At 69.4% G+C, this 20,834-nt stretch carries 21 protein-coding genes; 16 read left to right on the plus strand and 5 right to left on the minus strand.

Annotation, left to right across the window (positions count from 1 at the left end; genetic code table 11):
* Positions 1-246: 246 nt before the first annotated feature.
* Positions 247-765, minus strand: coding sequence for a hypothetical protein (locus IEY37_RS21435; RefSeq protein ID WP_188944979.1), 519 nt, complete (start codon positions 763-765; stop codon positions 247-249).
* The gene (locus IEY37_RS21440) at positions 762-1,304 is read right to left on the minus strand and encodes a hypothetical protein (RefSeq protein ID WP_188944980.1); all 543 of its coding nucleotides are present in this window, start codon (positions 1,302-1,304) and stop codon (positions 762-764) included. Before IEY37_RS21440 ends, IEY37_RS21435 begins: the two co-directional genes overlap by 4 nt.
* A 407-nt stretch (positions 1,305-1,711) precedes the next feature.
* Here IEY37_RS21440 and IEY37_RS21445 point away from each other — a divergent pair, with 407 nt between their 5' ends.
* The 7 genes from IEY37_RS21445 (at position 1,712) to IEY37_RS21475 (ending at position 7,729) form a co-directional block, all read left to right on the plus strand.
* Positions 1,712-2,962 carry a cytochrome P450 gene (locus IEY37_RS21445; RefSeq protein ID WP_188944981.1) on the plus strand — a complete coding sequence of 417 codons (1,251 nt, stop codon included), beginning with the start codon at positions 1,712-1,714 and terminating at the stop codon, positions 2,960-2,962.
* Between the two features lie 567 nt (positions 2,963-3,529).
* The gene (locus IEY37_RS21450) at positions 3,530-4,168 is read left to right on the plus strand and encodes a dihydrofolate reductase family protein (RefSeq protein WP_188944982.1); all 639 of its coding nucleotides are present in this window, start codon (positions 3,530-3,532) and stop codon (positions 4,166-4,168) included.
* Between the two features lie 80 nt (positions 4,169-4,248).
* Positions 4,249-4,587: an ArsR/SmtB family transcription factor gene (locus IEY37_RS21455; RefSeq protein WP_188944983.1), complete on the plus strand. Its 339-nt coding sequence runs from the start codon at positions 4,249-4,251 to the stop codon at positions 4,585-4,587.
* Positions 4,588-4,592: 5 nt separating this feature from the next.
* A complete protein-coding gene (locus IEY37_RS21460) occupies positions 4,593-5,096 on the plus strand; it encodes an SRPBCC family protein (RefSeq protein WP_188944984.1) in 504 nt (167 codons plus the stop codon).
* 373 nt (positions 5,097-5,469) lie between these two features.
* The gene (locus IEY37_RS21465) at positions 5,470-6,048 is read left to right on the plus strand and encodes a type 1 glutamine amidotransferase domain-containing protein (protein WP_188944985.1); all 579 of its coding nucleotides are present in this window, start codon (positions 5,470-5,472) and stop codon (positions 6,046-6,048) included.
* Complete coding sequence (locus IEY37_RS21470) at positions 6,045-6,539, plus strand: hypothetical protein (RefSeq protein ID WP_188944986.1); 495 nt, start codon at positions 6,045-6,047, stop codon at positions 6,537-6,539. The genes IEY37_RS21465 and IEY37_RS21470 overlap by 4 nt, the downstream gene beginning before the upstream one ends.
* Complete coding sequence (locus IEY37_RS21475; protein ID WP_188944987.1) at positions 6,536-7,729, plus strand: zinc-dependent alcohol dehydrogenase; 1,194 nt, start codon at positions 6,536-6,538, stop codon at positions 7,727-7,729. The genes IEY37_RS21470 and IEY37_RS21475 overlap by 4 nt, the downstream gene beginning before the upstream one ends.
* A gap of 57 nt (positions 7,730-7,786) precedes the next feature.
* On the opposite strand, the gene IEY37_RS21480 is transcribed toward IEY37_RS21475, so the two are convergent.
* Complete coding sequence (locus tag IEY37_RS21480) at positions 7,787-9,046, minus strand: ROK family transcriptional regulator (RefSeq protein ID WP_188944988.1); 1,260 nt, start codon at positions 9,044-9,046, stop codon at positions 7,787-7,789.
* A gap of 111 nt (positions 9,047-9,157) precedes the next feature.
* Here IEY37_RS21480 and IEY37_RS21485 point away from each other — a divergent pair, with 111 nt between their 5' ends.
* From IEY37_RS21485 to IEY37_RS21520, 8 genes are all read left to right on the plus strand, one after another.
* The gene (locus IEY37_RS21485; RefSeq protein WP_229674759.1) at positions 9,158-10,678 is read left to right on the plus strand and encodes a sugar ABC transporter ATP-binding protein; all 1,521 of its coding nucleotides are present in this window, start codon (positions 9,158-9,160) and stop codon (positions 10,676-10,678) included.
* The gene (locus tag IEY37_RS21490) at positions 10,675-11,733 is read left to right on the plus strand and encodes an ABC transporter permease (RefSeq protein WP_188944989.1); all 1,059 of its coding nucleotides are present in this window, start codon (positions 10,675-10,677) and stop codon (positions 11,731-11,733) included. The genes IEY37_RS21485 and IEY37_RS21490 overlap by 4 nt, the downstream gene beginning before the upstream one ends.
* 138 nt (positions 11,734-11,871) lie before the next feature.
* Positions 11,872-12,948, plus strand: coding sequence for a substrate-binding domain-containing protein (locus tag IEY37_RS21495; protein ID WP_188944990.1), 1,077 nt, complete (start codon positions 11,872-11,874; stop codon positions 12,946-12,948).
* A 53-nt stretch (positions 12,949-13,001) separates the two neighbouring features.
* Positions 13,002-13,823 (plus strand): sugar phosphate isomerase/epimerase family protein, encoded by an 822-nt coding sequence (locus IEY37_RS21500; protein ID WP_188944991.1) that lies wholly within the window; start codon positions 13,002-13,004, stop codon positions 13,821-13,823.
* 100 nt (positions 13,824-13,923) lie between these two features.
* Positions 13,924-14,469 carry a gluconate 2-dehydrogenase subunit 3 family protein gene (locus IEY37_RS21505; RefSeq protein WP_188944992.1) on the plus strand — a complete coding sequence of 182 codons (546 nt, stop codon included), beginning with the start codon at positions 13,924-13,926 and terminating at the stop codon, positions 14,467-14,469.
* The gene (locus IEY37_RS21510; RefSeq protein WP_188944993.1) at positions 14,466-16,205 is read left to right on the plus strand and encodes a GMC family oxidoreductase; all 1,740 of its coding nucleotides are present in this window, start codon (positions 14,466-14,468) and stop codon (positions 16,203-16,205) included. The genes IEY37_RS21505 and IEY37_RS21510 overlap by 4 nt, the downstream gene beginning before the upstream one ends.
* A complete protein-coding gene (locus IEY37_RS21515; protein ID WP_188944994.1) occupies positions 16,202-17,026 on the plus strand; it encodes an SDR family oxidoreductase in 825 nt (274 codons plus the stop codon). The genes IEY37_RS21510 and IEY37_RS21515 overlap by 4 nt, the downstream gene beginning before the upstream one ends.
* Positions 17,027-17,063: 37 nt before the next feature.
* Positions 17,064-18,266: a Gfo/Idh/MocA family protein gene (locus IEY37_RS21520; RefSeq protein WP_188944995.1), complete on the plus strand. Its 1,203-nt coding sequence runs from the start codon at positions 17,064-17,066 to the stop codon at positions 18,264-18,266.
* Positions 18,267-18,404: 138 nt separating this feature from the next.
* Here IEY37_RS21520 and IEY37_RS21525 read toward each other — a convergent pair whose 3' ends face one another.
* On the minus strand, positions 18,405-19,091 hold the full coding sequence (locus IEY37_RS21525) for a YncE family protein (RefSeq protein WP_188944996.1): 687 nt from the start codon (positions 19,089-19,091) through the stop codon (positions 18,405-18,407).
* Positions 19,092-19,876: 785 nt separating this feature from the next.
* Here IEY37_RS21525 and IEY37_RS21530 point away from each other — a divergent pair.
* Positions 19,877-20,488, plus strand: a complete 612-nt coding sequence (locus IEY37_RS21530; protein ID WP_188944997.1) for a sigma-70 family RNA polymerase sigma factor — start codon at positions 19,877-19,879, stop codon at positions 20,486-20,488.
* Positions 20,489-20,650: 162 nt separating this feature from the next.
* On the opposite strand, the gene IEY37_RS21535 is transcribed toward IEY37_RS21530, so the two are convergent.
* Positions 20,651-20,827: a hypothetical protein gene (locus IEY37_RS21535; RefSeq protein ID WP_188944998.1), complete on the minus strand. Its 177-nt coding sequence runs from the start codon at positions 20,825-20,827 to the stop codon at positions 20,651-20,653.
* Between the last annotated feature and the right edge of the window lie 7 nt (positions 20,828-20,834).

A 20,834-nucleotide genomic window follows, 5' to 3' on the forward strand; every position in this document is an offset into this window, starting at 1 on the left:
ACTCCACACCGCCATCGGAGGTCAACCACCCATCACCAGATTGACCAACCTCCCTGGGCAGTACAACTAGTGCAGATCGGGCATCCGTCAGTCGACCCTTGGGCTGGCGCTTCCGGTCTGGAGGCGCGAGCGATTTAGCGGGTGCCCGCATCGAGCACGCCCACGGCGGGACGCACTGTGGCGCGTCGTCGGGTCGCTGGCCAGTCGGGGATGTCCGGGTCCCGGGGCGGGTGCGTCGACGTTGTCCTATTGGGCGCTGAGGGCGTCCCTCAGTCGGGACAGCTGAGTGCGCGGATCCAAGGAGCGCTGGGCCTGAATCAGGCGGGTCGCGACAAGCGGACCGGGCAGTTCGGTGAGCAACCACCAGGCCGACTGCCGGAAGGCGGCGACGATGGGCGCCGCGAGCAGGACGGCGAGCACGATGGGGACGATGATCCGGTCGGACCGGTACGACTTGGCAGCTCGTTCCAAGCGGTTCACCGCAACCGTGTCCACAGCACGTACGCCCGAGGGCTGCGCCGTCCGGCAGGTTCGCGCCACCTGCACCCGTTCGTCGGCGCTGAGGCGGCAGTAGTCGCGGTCCGTCGCCCACCCCACCGTCGGGCCGATCAGCGCCACCACCAAGAAGTTCCCGGACCACTGACCACGAAAGGCCACCTCCAACGCCGAGACCAGAGGCACGATGAGCACCGCGCCGTGGACGAAGTGGGCCCATGCCGGCCACGACGGCGCCGGCCGCCACCATCGCGACGCCGAGGCGCTCACCCGCGGCACGGCCGGTACAGCCCGTAGGTGCCGAGGGTTGAGTCGTAGGCGCTGTTCAGACCCGGGGCCGCGGCGGACGGCAGGGACGAGTCTTCGGCCGCCGTACCTGTGGTGGGTCTGGCGGCGGCGAAGTCGCGTTGGGCGTGAATGAAGGGCCGCCACTGCCCATCGAAGGCCGTGAAGGGCTGATCGAAGAGCATGTTCGATCCGCCGGGGCAGGCCACGACGATCGAAGCGGACGCCTCGCCGGGCCAGTTCGCGCCGTAGGAGGCCACGGTGAGGTCTTTGCCGCCGAAGCGGGTCAGGAGCTCTCTGACTCCCGCGGCCGTACCGGCCGGCTGCTGGCCGTTCCCGGGCACATTATGCCCGAGCAGCCAGGCGGCGTCCCGGTTGTGCACGGCCGCGACGAAATCGGCCACTGCCGACTTGTACTGGTCGGTGTAACCACCATCCTGGGTGTAGGCCCGCAAGGGATCCGCCGAGCACCCGGTCACCACCAGCCCCAGCGCCGCGACGAGTGCGGCGATCAGACGCCTCACACCATCCCCCCACACCGTCAACCGCACCCATTCCGGCGCCCCTACGCCGCAGCATGCACCACCGGGAACGATCTTCGAGGGGCACTGCGCCAGGACCAGCCGCGCGAGTGAACGCGGGCCGACGCACCGCACGCGAGCCGGTTGTCGGCGATGCACTCCCGGGGATTCGGTGGTCGTTCCGGTGGCTGCGTCGCCGGGCCGGAGATCCGGACGGCGGCGGCAAACTCATGGATGGTGGCAGGGCGCTCGGATCGGTCGCAGGTCCGGTGCTCAGGGGCATGTGGGGTGGTGGCGGGCCGGCCGGTGAGCGGCGGGTCGAATCGAGTCGCGGACCCCGGGCATGCGAAGAAGGTATCCTGTAAGTTGTTAACAAACAGGCCAGGATCATGCCACCACCGGGAGATGGGATGCTCGACGGGACCCACGACGCGACCGAGATCGAGGCGATCGAGGGGACCCTGCGCACTGACGCCTTCGTCCACGATCCCTACGCGACGCTCGACCGGTTGCGCGAACTGGATCCGGTGCACTGGAGTGAATCCATCGGTGGCTGGTTGCTCACCCGTTACGACGACGTGCTCGCAACGTTCAAGAACACGGCGGACTTCTCGAACGAAGGGCGGCTCGGCCGGGCGTCGGAGTACCTACCGGCCGAAGCCCGGGGCCGACTCGCGGCCTTCGAGGCCCACTACCGGACCAAGGGCCTGTTGCACTCCGATCCGCCCGATCACACCCGGTTGCGGCGACTGGTGCTGCGGGCGTTCTCGCCTCGAGTCATCGAGTCCATGCGACCACGGATTCAGCGGATCGTCGACGACCTGCTGGACAAGGTGCAGGCCGATGGCCGGATGGAGGTCATCGACGAGCTGGCGTCCGCGCTGCCGGTGACCGTGCTGGCCGAACTGCTCGGCGTCCCCGCCTCGCACGGACAACAGTTCCGCGCCTGGGCGGATGATCTGTTGGCGTTCCAGGGGGTCAATCGGCCGGACGAGACGGTGCTGCTGGCGGCTCAGCAGGCGCTGCTGGCGGTCCGGGCCTACCTGACAGGCTTGATCGAGGACCGGCGCCGCGCTCCCGGCGAAGACCTCATCAGCATGCTGACGGCCACGACGGACGACGGTGAGTCCCTCACCGACGACGAGATCATCAACACCGGTGTCACCTTGCTGACCGCCGGGCACGAGACCACCACGTCCCTCATCGGCAACGGCCTCTTCACCCTGCTGAGCCATCCCGACCAGTGGCACGCGGTGCGGGCGGATCCGGCGCTGATCAAGCCGTTCCTCGAGGAGGCGCTGCGGTACGAGAGCCCGGTGTCCCGGCAGCCCAGGATCGTCACCCGGGACATCGAGCTGCGCGGCCGGACCCTGCGCGCGGGTCAGCTCGCGTTCCAGATGCTCGGCGCGGCGAACCGGGACCCGTCCCGGTTCTCCGAACCCGCCACGTTCGACATCACTCGCAGCCCCAACCGGCACATCGCCTTCGGCCAGGGCATCCACTTCTGCATCGGTGCTCCGCTGTCCCGGACGGAGGGCGAAGTTGTCTTCGCAGCGATCATCGAACGGCTGCCACGGATTCGGCTTGTTTCGGCAGAGCCGACGTGGGACGTCCGCAAGGCCAACTCGCGTGTGCTGTGCAGCCTGCCGGTCACCTTCTGAGACTGCCGACGCCCGTCGCACGGCGCGGTTGGGGCGTTCACACCGGAACTCATTGACCGGTTCGCCTGTACCTGAGCACGTCGGTGGCGCCCACCTACGGGCTCCAATCCTGAGCCGGCGGCACGGCCGAAACCGAGGATGACGGCCTCGGCGCGTCGGTCGTCGGGTGCGCCGGCGGTGCCACGGCGCGGGCGACGCCTGCAAAGCTCCGCCCAGGTCGCATCCGCGCCGTGCGGCACCTCGTCGAGCAACCGGCGATGTCTGGCGGTGACCGTCCCCAGGTCCGCGGCCCACACCGGGCTCGCGGGTGGCGCACCAGCGGTCAGAGTGCGGTAGGTGGTCTGCCTGAGCGGCTATCGCATATCAACGATGATGACGCAGTCCCACGGGACCAACGGACCGCTGCCGCTCGCGGGGAAGCGGCAGCGGTCCAGCCGCCAGGCAGGCTGACGCCGGTCGCCGACGTGGGCGCACTCCTGTCTTGACGTATGCCCATCCGGGCATACGATGACGTGCAGACGCGCGTCCATCTGGTCGGTCGTCGAGTCCCTCGAGACAGGAGCATCTGTGCCGCACACGACCTGCCACATGTCGGTGTCACTGGACGGTTTCGTCGCCGGCCCCGACCAGAGCCTGGACAACCCTCTCGGCAGGCGCGGGCACGAGCTGCACGGTTGGCACATCGGTGATCCGCGCGCGACCCCGGCTGACGAGGCGGCCAAGCACTGGCTCCTGCGTCCACGAGGTGCCTACGTGATGGGTCGCAACATGTTCGGCCCGGTCCGCGGGGAGTGGCACGAGGAGTGGATGGGATGGTGGGGGCCTGAACCGCCGTACCACGCCCCGGTCTTCGTGCTGACCCACTACGAGCACGACCCGATCCGGATGGACGGCGGGACGACGTTCCACTTCGTCACCGACGGCTTCGACGCCGCGTATGCCGCCGCCACCCGAGCAGCCGGCGACCAGGGCGTGGACATCGCCGGCGGAGCCTCGACGGTCCGACAAGCGTTGATGGCCGGCGTGATCGACGAACTGGCCCTCGACATCGCGCCGGTCCTGCTCGGTTCCGGCGAGCGCATCTTCGACGGCGTGGAGTCCTTCGACTTCGAGCCCGTGGAGGTGCTCCACTCACCGCTGACCACGCACATCCGCTACCGCCGCATCCGCGGTGCCGGACCGTCGACGGGGTCCAGCACGTCCTGACGTCGGATACTCGCCCCCGCTGCCTCGATCTGCGGCGGCCCTTGACCTCCCGTCCACCTGCACAGAAATACGATGCTGTCATGGCACGTGCAGCGACGACGTCGGACGTCTTCAACGCGATCGCGGAGCCCCAGCGTCGGGAGATCCTCGTCCTGCTCCGCGCGGGTGAGCGGCCGGTCACCGATGTCGCCCACGAGCTGGGGATGACCCAGCCGGGGGCGTCCAAGCACCTGCGGGTCCTGCGGGAGGTCGGCCTGGTCCGCGATCGCAAGGCCGGCAAGCAGCGCCTGTACGGCCTGGACGCCCAGGGGCTCCGCCCGGTCCGCGAGTGGATCGGCGGGTTCGAAGCGTTCTGGAACGAGACTTTCGACCAACTCGACGAGTACGTGCAGAGGATGCACCAGGAAGATCGGGAGTAGTCACGATGGCAGGGGCAGACCGCGCGCCGAGGACGGAGTCGCCGACGGCCGACCGGGAGATCGTGATCTCACGCGTCATCCACGCGCCGCGGGAGCTGGTGTTCGAGGCGTTCTCCGAGGTCCGGCACCTGTCGCAGTGGTGGGGGCCGGACGGCTTCACGACCACCACGCGGTCCTTCGAGTTCCGCGAGGGCGGAGCCTGGGTCTTCGTGATGCACGCCCCGGACGGGCGGGACTTCCAGGAATGGATCACCTGGACCGGGATCGTCCCGCCCGAGCGGATCACGCTGCTGCACGGCGACTCTCCCGACGACCCCGACGTCTTCAAGTCCACGGTGACCTTCACGCCGCTGGGCGCTGCGACGCAGCTCGAGATGCGCACGGTCTTCCCGGACAGGGCGGCTCGGGATCGGGCGGTGCAGGCATCCCACGCGGTGGAAGGCGGCCAGCAGACGTTGGCCAAGCTCGGACGGTACGTTCCGACGCTCCTCGCGGCAGAAGGTCGCTGACCGCGCACGGGACGGCTCGACGCCCGGCGCAGGATGATCGACTCCGTACGCGCTGCCGCAGGCACCTGCCCAGTGGCTGCCGCGGTGGGCCTGGGTAGCGGCCAGCAGGGGGCCGGCGGGCGCCCGGTGTGCCCACCTCCGGCGGTAGCTGTACTCGACGACGCCGAAGGTCTTCGTCCTGCATCCCCTGCAGGTGCGCCATCCGTCCGTGGCCGAGTCAGCCGCCGACGCGCGCTGTCGGCGGCGTCGTCCGTGGACCGCCGGCGCGCCCCGCGGGCTCGGATCGGTCGTTCTACCGATGCGCCGCGGTGGGGGTTCGGGATTTGCTTGGTCCCGGGCAACCGGAAGAGCACGGACAGGAGCCGGAGAAGACATGGCAACGGAACTGAACGGCAAGCGCGTGGCGATCCTGGCCGCGGACGGCGTGGAACGCGTCGAGCTGGAGCAACCGCGGCAGGCTCTGGACGAGGCAGGGGCGCGCACCGAGCTGCTCTCGCTGCACGACGGTGTCATCCAGGCGCGCAGCAACGACCTGGACGCGGCGGGCACCTTCGACGTCGACGGGCTGGTGCGGTTCGCGTCGGCGTCGGACTACGACGCGTTGCTGCTTCCCGGCGGCACGGTCAATCCCGACAAGCTACGGATGGACCCCGCCGCGATCGGCTTCGTGCGGGATTTCATGGCGTCCGGAAAGCCGGTCGCATCGATCTGCCACGGGCCGTGGACGCTGCTCGAGGCCGGCGTCGTGGCCGGCCGCACCCTGACGTCGTTCCCGAGCATCCGCACCGACCTGCGCAACGCCGGCGCGCAGGTCGTGGACGAGGAGGTCGTCAGGGACGGCAATCTCGTGACCAGCCGCTCGCCCGAGGACCTCGCGGCGTTCTGTACGGCGGTCGTCGAGCTGGTCGCGCAGGCGGACAGCTCGGCAGCTGCGGCGGGCGGTCGTCCGTGAGCACACCCGCGGGCAAGGTGGCGGAGGCCACGCTGCACGCCGTCGGTGGGTTGGTCCGCCGACTGCAGCAAGCGGTGGCCGGGAACGGCGCGGCCTCCGGAGACGACGAAGCCCGGTCCCGGTGGCGCAGCGTCACGATCAACCGCAGCCAGGACGAAGTCCTGCCCGATGGGCGGGTGCCGGGCCCGCTGGCGGCGCTGGGCGACCTCGTCGAGGTCCAGGTCCGGCCGGCACCGGGCGGGAAGGGGACCGAGCTCGCCGCCCGGCTCCGAGGGGCAGAGCCGACCGGCCTGCGCTCGGCGGCAGCCCGCATCGGTGGCGACGATCCGCGTCAACAGGTGCGCTCGGCGTTGCGCGAGGCCAAACAACTCATCGAGGTCGGGGAGGTGCTGCGCGTCGACCCCACCCCGCACGGTCACCGCCCGCCGACGCCCACCGGAGAGCTCGTCGAAGGCGCGACCCGTCGCGCCGCTGGGGAGGGAGTGCTGTGAAGGCACTGTGCTGGACCGGGGTGAACGAGACCGCGGTGGAGACGGTCGACGAGCCCACCATCCTCAACGACCGCGACATCATCCTCAAGGTCCGGCTGACCACGACCTGCGGTTCGGACCTGCACCTGCTCGGCGGGTACATCCCCTCCATGCGCGCCGGGGACGTGCTCGGGCACGAGTTCATGGGCGAGGTGGCCGAGGTCGGCAAGGGGGTGCGCAACCACAAGGTCGGCGACCGGGTCACCGTCTGCTCGTTCATCGCCTGCGGGCAGTGCTGGTACTGCTCGCAGCAGCTGTTGTCGCTGTGCGACAACGGCAACCCGAATCCCGCTCTCACCGAGGGCCTGTGGGGCAGCTCGATCGGCGGCTGCTTCGCCTACAGCCACGCGCTGGGCGGGTTCGCCGGCAGCCACGCCGAATACGTGCGGGTGCCCTATGCCGACCAGGGCGCGTTCGCCGTGCCGGACGGGGTGTCGGACATGGCGGCGCTGTTCGCCTCCGACGCCGCCCCCACCGGCTGGACCGGCGCCGACGGCGCCGGCATCACCCCGGGCGACACCGTCGCGGTCTGGGGTGCGGGAGGTGTCGGGCAGATGGCCGCCCGCGGCGCGATGTTGATGGGCGCCGAGCAGGTGATCGTCATCGACCGGCTCCCCGAGCGCCTCGCCCAGGTGCGGCAGTACATCGGCGCCGAGACGCTGGACTACACCCAGGACAGCGTCGTCGCGGAGCTCAAGGAGCGGACCGGCGGCCGAGGCCCCGATGTGGTCATCGAGGCGGTCGGGATGGAGGCGCACGGGACCGGCCCTCAGTACCTGTACGACCAGGTCAAGCAGCAACTGCGGCTGCAGTCCGACCGGCCCACCGCGCTGCGTGAGGCGATCTACGCCTGTCGCAAGGGCGGCAGCATGTTCGTCCTCGGAGTGTTCGGCGGCGTCGTCGACAAGTTCCCGATGGGCGCGGTCATGAACAAGGCGCTGACCGTCCGGGGGGCGCAGCAGCACGGCCAGCGCTACATCCCCCGCATCCTGCAGCACATCGCCGACGGCGAGCTGAACACCCAACACCTGGCCACGCACGTGATGTCGCTGGATCAGGGCCCGCAGGGCTACCGGATGTTCAAGGAGAAGCAGGACGGCTGTGTACGAGCCGTCTTCCAACCCGACGGCCCGACCGGTTCCACGTCGTGACACCCGCCGGCGAGGTCGAGCGGCAGCATGTGCCCGACCGGCGCGCGGGTGGCCGGCTCACTCCCGAAGTCCCAGGGGACGAAGCTCGAGCTCCGAGCCCCGGGTGTGGTACTGGATGCCGCGGGGAGAAAGGACCTGCTCGATGGCATAGATCATGCCGCCGATCAGGCCCGCTTCGTTCCCCAGTCCGCCGCGGACGATCGACAGGTTCCTGGTCGCGAGCGGTTGGGAGCGTTGGTAGACCACACTGCGGATCTGGGCGAGGATGTCGTCGGTGCAGTGGGTGATGGACCCGCCGATCACGATGCGGGCGGGGTTGCAGAAGTTCACCAGATCCGCCACGACGTGCCCCACCAGTATCGCGGCCTCGCGGACGACGCTGACCGTCATCGCGTCCCCTCGTTGCAGCCCGTCGAACAGCTCCGCGATCGACACGTCGCGGCCCGCCAGCTCGGACAGCCGTCTGGCCATGGCGCCGACCGACGCCACGGCTTCCAGACAGCCCCGGGCGCCGCAGCGGCACAGGATGTCCTCCTTCGAGCGCACCTGGGTGTGCCCGATGTCGGTCGCAGCTCCGTCGGCGCCGTGCAGCAGCAGGCCGCTCTCGCTGACGAAGCCACCACCGACGCCGGTTCCGATGTTGATCATCAGCAGGGGCAGGCAGGCGCCCTTCAGTGCACGGGCCTCGCCGAGCGCGGCCAGGTTGACGTCGTTGTCGACGAGGACGTCGCAGCGGAAGTGGGCCGCCAGGTAGCCGCACACGTCGAAGCCGTCCCACCCCGGCATCAGTGGCGGCCGGACCGCGAAACCCCGGTGCGAGTCCACCGGTCCGGGCAGCCCCACGGACACGGCCAGTGCATTGCGCTCCGTCAGGTCGTTCTCCTGCAGGAGATCCGACAGGCGCGCGCACAACGCGGACAGCACTTCCCGCGGCCCGGCCGCGACGTCGATCGCGAACTCGCTGCGCGCCACCACACTCTTGGTCAGCGTCGTCAGCGCGACCCGGCACCGACCGACCGACACGTCGGCCACCAGGAGAACGCCGCGTCGGGCACTGATCTGGAAGAACTGGGCGGGCCGGCCGCGGGGATCCTTGCGCCCCACGCCCGCACCCTCCACCAGACCGCTGTCGATCAGCGCCTGGAGGTGCTTGTCGACGGTCGACCTCGCCAGACCGGTGAAGGTGACGACCTCGGTACGGCTGGACACCGATCGATCGGCCACGAACCGTGCGATCACGCTCCGGGCCGTGTACGCGTCGGGCGTCAGGTTCCGGTCGTCCTTGAGCAGGCCGACCTCTGTCCACAGGGACCCCACCGCGCCTCCATAACGGCCTGATATATGTTGCGAACGAAATATATCGGGCCCATTTGCACCCTGTCAACCCACCCATAACGTTGCTCTCATGACTCGACGTGGAGTACATGGGTGGCGCTCGGCGCACCGGCGCCGTGGGAGGTGTCGATGACCCCCAGGCTGGAAGTACGGGGCCTGAGCAAGGCCTTCCTCGGAGCCCAGGCCCTCAAGGACGTCAGCTTCTCACTGGAAGCGGGCCAGGTGCTGGCCCTGATCGGCGAGAACGGCGCGGGCAAGTCGACGCTGATCCGCATCCTCTCCGGAGCGCACGGACCCGACCAGGGCGAGATCCTGATCGACGGCAACCCCGTGCACATCGACGGTCCGGGCGCATCCGAGGCCCTGGGCATCGCGACGGTGTACCAGGAGCTCAACCTGTTCCCCGACCTGACGGTCGCCGAGAACCTGGTGTTCAACCACTTTCCTGGCGGCACGGTCATCAACTGGAACCAGGCGCGCCGGGAAAGTCGTGCCTTCCTCACCGAACTGGGGCTCACCCTCGATGTGGACCGCCGGGTCCGGCAGCTCAGCGTGGCCGAGAAGCAGATGCTGGAGATCGCCAAGGCGTTGCGGCGCAAAGCGCAGCTTCTGATCCTCGACGAGCCGACCGCCGTGCTGGGCGGAGCGGACGTCGATCAACTGCTGGACCTGGTGCGAGGTCTGCGCTCGCACGGTGTCAGCATCATCTTCGTCTCGCACCGGCTCGAGGAGGTCTTCGGGCTCGCCGACACCTATGTCGTGCTCAAGGACGGCGAACTGACCGGCACGGGACGGATCTCCGACACCGACCACGACGACCTGGTGTCGAAGATGGTCGGCCGCGAGTTCGTCCGCGGTGTGCGGTCGGTGAACCGCGAGCTCGGCGCACCCGTGCTCGAGGTCGAGCACCTGACCAGGATCGGTGTGCTCGAGGACGTCTCGTTCACCGTGCGAGCCGGGGAAGTGGTGGGGGTGGCCGGCCTCCGCGGCGCCGGGAGGACCGAACTGGCCCGAGCGATCTACGGTGCCGACCCGGTCACCTCGGGGCATGTGCGACTGCACGGCAAGCCGCTCGACGCGCGGAACCCGATACAGGCGATCGGTGCAGGCGTGGGGCTCGTGCCCGAGGAGCGCAAGACACAGGGTCTGTTCACCGCGCTGTCCAGCGTCCACAACACGGCTCTGGTCGGCATGGTGAAGCGCCGGCGCAGGTGGGTCAACCCGTCCAAGGACCTGGCAATGACGCGCGACTACATCCGCCGGCTGCGGATCAAGGCGCCCAGTGCCCTGGCCCCGGTGGCCGTCCTCTCCGGCGGCAACCAGCAGAAGGTGGTGCTGGCGAAGTGGCTGGAGGCAGGGGTGGATCTCCTCATCCTCGACGAGCCGACAAGAGGCATCGACATCGGCGCGAAGCAGGAGATCTACGAGCTCATCGAGGAACTCGGCAGACAGGGCAAAGCGCTGTTGATCATCTCCTCGGAACTGCCGGAGGTGCTCGCGCTGAGTCATCGCGTGCTGGTCATGTACCACGGCCGGATCGCTGCGGAACTGGACGGCGACCGGACCACCGAAGAAGAGATCATGTTCCACGCCGTCGGAGGTAGGACAGCATGAACAGCCCGGTGCGGGCATCGGCCCCGTCCGTCTGGTCCACGCGGTTGCGCGCCAACTGGCTGCCGATCGCTCTGTTGGTCGCCATCCTGGTCGTCGTCGTCCTGGCGGTGCCGTCGTTCTTCCAGTCGGCCAACCTGCTCAACGTCGGCCGTCAGTCCGCGATCGTCGGTGTCATCGCGATCGGAATGACCTTCGTCATCCTGACCGGAGGCATCGACCTCTCGGTCGGCTCCATCCTCGCGCTCTCCGGCGTCACCACGGCCATGCTGATCAACTCCGGCATGACGATCGGCCTCGCGGCCTTCCTGGCGCTGCTGGTGGGTGTGGCGCTCGGCGTGCTCAACGGACTGGGCGTGGCCGTGCTGAAGATCCAGCCGTTCATCATGACGCTGGCCACGATGGTGGCCATCCAGGGCCTGTCGCTGCGGGTGACCGACGGTGGGCCGCAACAGTTCGACAACAGCAACTCCTTCTTCACCGTGATGGGCAGCGGCAACGTGCTGGGAGTGCCGGGCCCCTTCCTGATCTTCCTGGTGATCTCGGTCCTCGGTGTCCTCGTGCTCCGGTACCTGCCGTTCGGGCGCTTCGTCTACGCGATCGGCGGCAGCCTGGAGGCCGCCCGGCTCTCCGGCGTCCGGACCGGACGCACGGTCGTCCTGGCCTACGCCGTCAGCGGTCTGTGCGCGGCCCTCGCCGGCGTCATGACCGCTTCCCGGCTCGGCGTCGGGGACCCGATCGCCGGCAGCCTGTCGAACCTGGATGCCATCACGGCCGTGGTCATCGGCGGCACCTCGCTGATGGGCGGAATAGGCGGTGCGGTGGGCACGGTCTTCGGCGCGCTCATGCTGGCCGTCCTGTCCAACTTGATGAACCTGATCGGCATCTCGCCGTTCGACCAGCAGATCGTCAAGGGCGCGGTCATCGTCATCGCCGTCCTGATTGCCGCCGAGACGACCCGCCGCCGCTTCCGGACCCGCCGGCCGGACGCCACCCGGGTGCCGGCCACGGCGACACATGCACCGCTCGATCCGACACTGACCTCCAGCGCCAGGTAAGCGGCCGCGCCCGCCGCCGCACCACGCCACCTCCCGCCCGCCGTCCACCAGCCGCCGCGTACTGCCACGCGTCGGGCGGGTGACGCGCGCCCGCTCCACCGTCCCCGTCCGCCATGACCGAGCAGAAAGTCCACCGCCATGAACATCTCCGCCTCCCTGCGCCGACGGGTCGTCGTCGCCCTCGCACTGGGTTGTACGGCCGGTGCAGCCCTCAGCGGCTGCGCGACCGCAGCCAAGACGACGACGTCCGCGTCCTCCGCCGCGACCTCGGCCGCTGCAGGCGGGTCCCTGGCACCGAGCGTCTACTGCGGGAGCGACTGCAAGAGTCAGCTGACCCTCAAGGCCGACCCGGCGAGCATCGACTGCTCGGTCGGCGTCTCCTGGAGCAGCGCATCCTTCCCGTACGGCGCGAAGTCGACCCAGCAGATCCCGGAGTTCGCCGCCCAGTTCTTCCCGAAGATGAAGGTCACCGTCTCCGACGGCCGGGGCGACGCCACGACGCAGGCCAATCAGGTCGACGACATGATCGCCAAGAAGATCAAGGTGCTCATCCTCTCGCCGCAGGATGCGGCAGCGCTCGCCGGTGTCGCGAAGAAAGCCATGGCGGCCGGGATCAAGGTGATCGCCGCGGACCGGCAGGTCGACGCCGATGTCTCGACCTACATCGGGTCGGACAACACGGAGGCCGGCGTCGCCGACGGCAAGGCCGTCGTGAAGATGCTGGGCGGCAAGGGCAACGTGGTCGAACTCGCCGGCAGTCTCGGTGCGTCTCCGACGATCGCCCGCGGCAAGGGCTTCCGCACCGGCATCGAAGGCTCCGACATCAAGATCCTGGCCACCCAAACCGCCAACTACGACCGTGCACAGGGCCTGAAGGTCATGGAGGACCTGCTGCAGAAGTACGGCAGCGGTCAGATCCAGGGCGTCTACGCACACAACGACCAGATGGCCTTCGGCGCAGCGCAGGCGATCAAGGAGGCCGATCGCGCCGGCGAGATCAAGGTGTTCAGCATCGACGGCGAGGTCGACGCCCTCAAGGACGTCAAGAACGGCACCTTCGCGACGACGGTGGGCTACCCGCTGGTCGTCAAGGAGTCGACCATCGCGGCGGCCAAGCTCTGCGCCGGCGAGACGGTGGATCCCCGCATCAAGTTGGACTCGACGCTCATCGACGCCTCGAACGTCGACACCTACCTCCCCAACCCGCCCCAGTAACAGCGGCCCGTCAGGTTCGAGACCACCGACCCAGCGAACTCAGGAGACTCTCCATGGGCATGAAGTTGTCGTACAACACGTGGGGCTACTCGAGCTTCCCGTCGTGGCTGCCGGCCTACCCGCTCGAGGACACGATCAAGCGGCTGGCGAAGATCGGCTACGACGGCATCGAGATCGGAGCCTGGAGCCCGCACGCCTTCCCGGAGACCACCACGGCCCAGCGCCGGCGGGAGATCCGCAAGGTCCTGGACGGGGAGGGCATCACGCTGTCGAGCATGCTGCCCGCGCCGCCCGGCAACAACGTCTGCTCGCCCATCCCGGAGGAACGCGCGTACGCCGTCCGGCAGTACAAGTTGATCGCCGACCTCTGCGCGGAGTGGGGCGGCAGGACGCTGCTGTACATCCCCGGCTGGGTGGTGTTCGGGACGACCCGCAGGCAGGCCTGGGAGTGGAGCAGGCAGGCGCTCACCGAGGTGGCGACGCACGCCGCGCAGTACGGGATCACCTTGGCCATCGAGCCGACCTCCTACGACAGCAACCTGGTCGACACCGCCGACCAGGCCATCGAGCTCATGGAGGAAGTCGGCCTGGACAACGTCAAGCTGATGTTCGACACCTTCCACGTGCTGTACCGGCACGAGGTGCTCAGCGACTACGCCTACCGGATGGGCGAGGACCTGCACCACATCCACATCTCCGAGGAGCGGCGCATGCCGCCTGGACACGGTCGCGGTGACTTCGAGTCGCTGATCGAGGCGCTCAAGGAGATCCGGTTCGACGGCTACGTCACCATGGAGATCGGGTTCGATCGGCGGGACATCGAGCCCGACTGGTTCGCCAAGGAGGCCTACGCCTACCTCAAGCCGCGGGTGTAGACCGGCGAGGTCCCGGGTGGCCGCGTCCGTCGGGCGCGGGCCACCCGGGTCGGCAACCGCCCGGATCCCGGAGATCGACCCCAGTGAGGCGCACAGAGCCATGACCACCGACAACCCGCACACCGACGTGCTGCTGTTCTTCAATCCCGCGGAGGCCCGCGAGCTGGACGCCCTGGTGGATCGGATCATCCCCGGGGAGCCCGGCTCGCCCGGCGCGAGCGAGGCCGGCGTCCTGCGCTACATCGACCAGGGGTTGGCCGGCTTCCTGCGGGACCTGCAGACCACCTACCGGCGCGGGCTCCTCGAGCTGGGTGAACTCGCGCGCCGGTCAGGTCGCGGTCGCTTCGCCGACCTCGACATCCCCACGCGCGAGCGCATCGTCGCCGACCTGGACCGCATCGGGCGCGAGGATCCGGACGACTTCACCGGCCAGTTCTTCCGCATCGTCCGCGAGCACACCGTGCAGGGTTTCTTCGGCGACCCCGCGTACGGCGGCAACACCGACCTGGCGGGCTGGCGGCTGGTCGGCTTCCCCGGGGCCCAGTGGAGTTACACGCCGGATCAGATGCAGCCCGGCTTCGACGCCAGCCGGATCCCCATGTTCACCGTCAGCGACCTGTACCGGCGTCTGGGAGACCACCGATGACACAGCAGTTCGACGCGATCATCGTCGGCCTCGGTTCGGCCGGCGGCATCATGGCCGAGCAGTTGACCAAGGCCGGCCTCCGCGTTCTCGGCCTGGAGAAGGGTCCGGAGTACACCGACGACGACTTCGCGGTCAAGCAGGACGAGCTCCGGTACTACCAGCGGGGGGCCATCGTCGCGGGCGTGAGCGTCGACCCGGTCACCTGGCGTCCCGACGACCGGGCCACCGCCCGTGTCCTGCCCTGGTCCGCCGGCGTCCTGGGCACCGACGAACCGCTGTACGGTCTCCCGTCGATCGGGACCGGAGGCGGGACCCTGCACTGGGGTTGTGCGGCCTACCGTTTCCGCGAGGCGGACTTCCGGATGCGGTCGGCGATCGCCGAGCGCTTCGGGGAAGGCGCACTGCCCGAAGGGTCGACACTCGCCGACTGGCCAATCGGGTACGGCGATCTCGAGCCGTACTACGAGAGGGTCGAGCAGGAGCAGGGCATCTCCGGTCGGGCCGGCAACATCGGCGGCGTCCTCCAGGAGGGTGGCAATCCGTTCGACCCGCCGCATGCCCGGGACTACCCGATGCCGCCGGTGGCACAGGGTCCCGGCGACCCGCCGTTCGTCCGCGCCACGCAGCGCCTGGGCCTGCATCCGTTCCGGCAACCGCTGGCACTGAACTCCACGGAATACCGGGGCCGCCCGGCATGCGTGAACTGCGGCTTCTGCCACGGGTACCCCTGCCACGTCCGGGCCAAGTCGACGACGCAGGTCACGTCGGTGCCGGCTGCCAAGGCGACGGGCAATCTCGACCTGCGGCCGCACAGCCGGGTGCTGCGGATCCATCGGACCGCCGACGGCACGCAGGTCCGTGGCGTCACCTACGTCGACGGGAGCGGACGGGCGCATCGCGTCGAGGCGCCGATCGTCATCCTGACGGCGTACGCGCTGGAGAACGTCCGCCTGCTGCTGGTCTCCGGGATCAACGGCAACGGCCAGGTCGGGCACCACTTCATGACGCACAACTTCGGTTGGTTCACCTCGATCCTGCCGGAGGCGACCAATCCCTTCATGGGTACGTTCAACGCCTCCAGCGCGGTGGACGACTACACGTCCGAGCTGGTGCCCGACAACGACCTCGGTGTGCTGTGGGGTTCACCGATCATCAGCGTCACCGGGGACCTGCAGCCCATCGAGGCCTACCACAACATGGACCCGCGGGTCCGCCGGTGGGGGCTGGACCTCAAGCACTGGATGCGCGACAACTACCGCCACATGCACCGCATGTACTCCCAGACGACCAACTTCCCGTACCCCCGCCACTACTGCGACCTCGACCCCACGGTGAAGGACCGCTGGGGCCAACCGGCGCTGCGGATCACCCACGACTGGGAGGACCACGACGCCAACTCCGTCACGCTGTTCGGCCGCTACAAGGAGCGCATCGCGCACGAGATGGGCGCTCGGGCCTACTGGATGGATTCCCCGCGACCCCCGTACCACCTGTCCACCCACGATGTCGGCGTGCACCGGATGGGGGAGGACCCTGCGACGTCGGTGACGGACGTCCACGGTGAGCTGCACGAGTGCCGCGGCCTGTACGCAGTCGGCGGCGGACAGTTCGTGAGCTACGGCGGTTACAACCCGAACCAGACGGTCCAGGCGCTGGCGTATCTCAGCGCCGAGGAGCTGCTGCGACGCACCGGGGCCGGAGCCCTACGGCCCGCGACGGCGGGAACCGTGGCGTGACCGGCGGCCGTGGCCGGTTCGACGGCAAGGTCGCGTTCGTCACCGGTGCGGGCCGCGGCCAGGGCCGGAGCCACGCCCTCGCCCTCGCCGCCGAAGGAGCCGACCTCGCGCTCCTCGACCTGGGGGACAGCGGCCGGGTGTCCGATCCGCCGTATCCGACGGCCTCCGCCTCGCAACTCGCCGACACTGCCGAAGCAGCTCGACGGTTGGGCTCGCGCGTCGAGACCTTCGAGGTGGACGTGCGGGATCCCGACGGCCTCGTGGAGGCCGCCGACACCGCCGCCCGCCGATTGGGCGGACTGGACCTGGTCGTGGCGAACGCCGGCATCACCGACGGCTTCCACCGGACGTGGGAGATCCCGGTGTCGCACTGGCGCACCATGATCGACGTCAACCTGTCCGGTGTCTTCTACACCGTCCGGGCCGCGGTGCCGCACCTGCTGCCGCGCCGGGACGGCGCGCTGGTGCTGGTGAGTTCGGGGGTCGGGATCCGCGCCGTACCCGGTCTGTCGCACTACGTGGCCGCGAAGACTGCGCTGCGCGGCCTGTCCGTCTCTCTGGCCGCGGAGCTCGGTCCGTACGGCATCCGGTGCAACACCGTGCATCCCGGCGGTGTGGACACCGAGATGACGACGGCGATGATCCGCTTCAACGACGTCCCACGCGACGAGTTGCTGGCCGGTTTCCGCGCCCGACAGTTCATCGAGGCCGACATCGGCACGGCCGACGTCACGGCGGCGGTGCTGTGGTTGCTCTCCCCGGAGGCGCGGTACGTCACCGGGCTCGAGATGACCGTGGACGCCGGCGAGTCCCGCAAGTAGCACCCGTCCTCACTGGAACCGGAACAGGAGTACAGCCATGTCCACCGCACGCATCCTCAAGGTCGGAATCGTCGGACTGGAGTTCGGAGCCGAGTTCATCCCGATCTACCAGCGGCATCCGAACGCGGAGATGTACGCGATCTGCCAGCGGACCGAGACGCGCCTGCACGAGGTGGGCGACCGGTACGGCGTGCCGGTCCGGTACACCGACTACGCGGACATGCTGGCGGACCCGCAGATCGACGTCATCCACATCAACACTCCGCTGCAGCTGCACGCGGACCAGGTGGTGGCCGCCCTGGAGGCCGGGAAGCACGTCGGCTGCACCATTCCCATGGCGACCTCGGTGCAGGACTGCCGGCGGATCGTCGACGCGCAGCGGCGAACCGGGCTGACCTACATGATGATGGAGACGACCCTGTACAGCCGGGAGTTCCTGTACCTGCGGGACCTCTACACCCAGGGGCATCTCGGCAGGCTGCAGTTCCTGCGGTCCTCCCATCACCAGGACATGTCGGGCTGGCCCTCGTACTGGGACGGCATGCCACCGATGTACAACGCCACCCATGCCATCGGACCGACGGTGGGACTGGCGGGCCACGAAGCCGAGTCCGTGCAGTGCCTGGGCTCCGGTACGGTCTTCGATCGCATGAAGGACAGGTACGGGTCCCCCTTCGCTCTGGAGTCGACGCACATCTCGCTGCTCGGCAGCGACGTCGGCGTCGAGGTGACCCGGCACCTGTGGGCAGTGGCTCGGCAGTACCGCGAGAGCTTCGACGTCTACGGGTCCATCCGTTCGTTCGAGTGGGCCCAGACCGAAGACCTCGAGCATGTCCTGTATCTCGGCGAGACACCGGAGCGGATCACCGTTCCCGACTTCGCCGACCGGCTGCCCGAGGACATCCGTTCCTTCACCACCCAGGGGGTGTACACCCAGGAGGGGGACAGCGAGCACCGGTCCTTCGTCCAGGGTGGCGGCCACGGCGGCTCGCACCCCCATCTCGCGCACCGGCTGCTGCAGGCCGTCCTCGGCGAGGCCGAAGCGTTCCCCGACGCCGTGCAGGCGGCGAACATCACCTGCGCCGGCATCCTGTCCCACGAGTCCGCGCTCGCCGGGGGCAAGCGCATCGAACTGCCGGAGTGGACGTTGACCGGCCGCCCGCCGTTCGTCGTGCCCCTGGCTCAGCAGCCGGAACCTGCTTGGGCAGGGGCACCGTCGCTGGACGGTGGCAACCGATGACGCGACGCAGCCGGGAACGACCGGTGAGCTGAGGGCCCACCACCACCGACGTGCAGCGAGACCTGCTAGCCCAGCGACGATCCGGGCGGTGTGCCGCACCCGGAGCGGACGGTAGGTGTTCCGGACCGGGCGGCCGCATCAGTTGCCGGAAATCACGGAGCTGTCCGGCACCACAGCCAGATAGCCGAGGTGCGCCGGGTCGTCGCTGGGTCCTTCGGTGAGCAGGACGCTGCCGGGGACGACGGCCACGGTGGCGTCGGTGGTGATGGGTCCGGTCGCCGGTACGTGCCCGGTGAAGGTCATGGTGTCGGTGTCCAGCCAGGAGTCGGCCTCGAGGCCGGGCAGCGCGACGGTGTCGCCGCCGGTGATGGCGGTGGCGGCGACGGTCCGGGCCTGGTCGGGGCGGTGCAGGGTGATCGCCTGCAGCGGATCGCGGGGTCCCAGGACGTCGATGTCGTCGCTGGTGGTGCCGCCCACGACGACATCACCGTTGGCGGCCACCGCGACGGAGGTGGGGTAGTCCTGTACGGCGACGGTCCGCACCAGGAGCGAGCCGACCTGCACGATGTCCCACCGGTTGCCGGTCATGTCGGTGACGTGGAGCCGGCCGCCCGGGGTCGAGGTGTCCACTGCGATGCCGCCCGGCCGACCGCCCAGGCGGATCGTGCCGGCGATCCTGCCCGACGCTGCGTCGACGATCGACACGGTGCCCGCCTCGGCGTCGGTCACGTATGCGGACCGGCCGTCGGCGTCGAACGCCACGGCGTCCGGTTCGCCGCCCGGGACGCGCACGGTGTACGTCAGCGTCCGAGTGGTCAGATCCACGATGTCGACCTCACCGGCCGACGGCGAGGCCGTCGCGGCGTATCGGTGGTCCGGCGACACCCGCCATGGCGGTCGAGCCCGCAGCGATGGCGATCCGGGTCGTCCCCGCGCGGTCGGCCGCTCCGCCGCCGGAGGTCACGGCCGTGTCGGCCGCGCCGGCACCGGTCGGTGCAACGGCACCGAGCACCGCGCCGGCGCAGACGGCTCGAGCGCTCCAACGAACAGCGGTGCGGGTCAGGACGTCCTCCGCGACCTTCGGCTCGCCCGATGGGGGTTACGACGTCGGACAAGCGGGGTCGGGGTGATGCCGATGTCCTCCGACAGCAGCTCACACCGGACGGCACCGCCGCCCCGCGATCGGTGAACCCCGACGTGGCGTGTGCACCGGCGGCAGTGCCCGACGGTTGGCCGCCCACGGCCGCCGCGCCCCGATCAGCGCGACCACAGGACAGTCCCGGTCGAACGACCGCGGATGGCCACCTGCATCGCCGCGACCAGGCACGACTAGCAGCGCACCGAGGGCGGCCGATGCCCACACCGGCGACGGCGGCGGCGGCCGCTGTCAACGAGGAGCCGATGCGCACACCTGCCGCGCGGCCGGTGAAGCCCGTATCCGGCCGGCGTCGAGTCGTCCGGGTTCTGCTCGGAACGGCCGCGAGCGATCAAGATCGGCTACTGTTAGTCAAGGACCGTGCGCAGCTGGTGATGGCCGCCGCGATCGCTTGTCCGGTGTGCTTTCACTGGGCTGCTGTTAGCGGCTCCCGCTCGACGGTCAGGACGACGACATGCGCAGGGATCACGGGTGGCCACCGGACCTCGGAGCCACCGAGGTCGGTTCGGAGAGTCCGGGTGAGTGCGACGCACACCTGCTGGTCGCCGTCGCCGGTGGCAGTGGTGCGGCATTCGAGCAGCTGCACACGCGGTTCCGTCTGCGCATCTACGGTGCCGCCAAGCTCGTCGTTCGCGATGCGTGGCTGGCCGAGGACGTCACGCAGGAGGTGCACTTCGAGATCTGGCGCAAAGCGCACCGCTTCGACCCGGACAAGGGTACGGCCGCGGGATGGATCCTCGCCTTGGCTCGGTCCAGGGCGATCGACCGGGTGCGCAGCTGCGAAGCAGCGCGCGGGGCCGAGCACAGCTGGGGGATGAGCAATCACCACGGACCGGGCAGCGACCGCGTGACCGAGGCGGTCCTGGACGCCGCTGATCAGCACCAGGTCAGGGTCGCGTTGCTGAACCTGACCACGCTGCAACGAGAAGCGGTGCAGCTGTGCTTCTTCGCCGGCATGAGCGCCACCCAGGCCAGCACAGCCTTGAACGTGCCGATGGCCACCTACAAGACCCGTCTTCGCGACGGTCTGATCAGACTCCGCATCACCCTGCCCACGCTCAACTAGCGGCCACGACGCTGCCACCTGGTCCCCTCACCGGCGACCGGTCCGGGGACGGGCGCTCGGTGGGCCGCTACCCAACCGCCTGCCCGGAGGCTCCCGACCCGTGGCGACCGACCGGTTCGGCGCGGCGAAGGCAGCTGTTACGGGCGACCCGGGTCCGAGCTGTCAGGACTGCGCTGCCCGCACCAGTCGGGCGACCTGCTCGGCAACCGTGTCGTTCCACGCGGTCACCGCGAAGGACACGGGCCAGATGTCGCCGTCGTCGAGGCGCGCGGAGTCCTGGAATTCCAGCGTGGAATAGCGTTGACCGAACTTGCCGGCGTTCTTGAAACTGACCACCATCGCCGGC

The sequence above is a fragment of the Nakamurella endophytica genome (assembly GCF_014646215.1).
Classification (GTDB): domain Bacteria; phylum Actinomycetota; class Actinomycetes; order Mycobacteriales; family Nakamurellaceae; genus Nakamurella; species Nakamurella endophytica.

Coding starts and splice junctions, on each gene's coding strand:
- IEY37_RS21530 (WP_188944997.1), top strand. CDS start 19,877: ATGCGCAGGGATCACGGGTGGCCACCGGACCTCGGAGCCACCGAGGTC.
- IEY37_RS21455 (WP_188944983.1), top strand. CDS start 4,249: ATGGCACGTGCAGCGACGACGTCGGACGTCTTCAACGCGATCGCGGAG.
- IEY37_RS21495 (WP_188944990.1), top strand. CDS start 11,872: ATGAACATCTCCGCCTCCCTGCGCCGACGGGTCGTCGTCGCCCTCGCA.
- IEY37_RS21510 (WP_188944993.1), top strand. CDS start 14,466: ATGACACAGCAGTTCGACGCGATCATCGTCGGCCTCGGTTCGGCCGGC.
- IEY37_RS21445 (WP_188944981.1), top strand. CDS start 1,712: ATGCTCGACGGGACCCACGACGCGACCGAGATCGAGGCGATCGAGGGG.
- IEY37_RS21500 (WP_188944991.1), top strand. CDS start 13,002: ATGGGCATGAAGTTGTCGTACAACACGTGGGGCTACTCGAGCTTCCCG.
- IEY37_RS21465 (WP_188944985.1), top strand. CDS start 5,470: ATGGCAACGGAACTGAACGGCAAGCGCGTGGCGATCCTGGCCGCGGAC.
- IEY37_RS21535 (WP_188944998.1), bottom strand. CDS start 20,827: ATGGTGGTCAGTTTCAAGAACGCCGGCAAGTTCGGTCAACGCTATTCC.
- IEY37_RS21520 (WP_188944995.1), top strand. CDS start 17,064: ATGTCCACCGCACGCATCCTCAAGGTCGGAATCGTCGGACTGGAGTTC.
- IEY37_RS21490 (WP_188944989.1), top strand. CDS start 10,675: ATGAACAGCCCGGTGCGGGCATCGGCCCCGTCCGTCTGGTCCACGCGG.
- IEY37_RS21460 (WP_188944984.1), top strand. CDS start 4,593: ATGGCAGGGGCAGACCGCGCGCCGAGGACGGAGTCGCCGACGGCCGAC.
- IEY37_RS21505 (WP_188944992.1), top strand. CDS start 13,924: ATGACCACCGACAACCCGCACACCGACGTGCTGCTGTTCTTCAATCCC.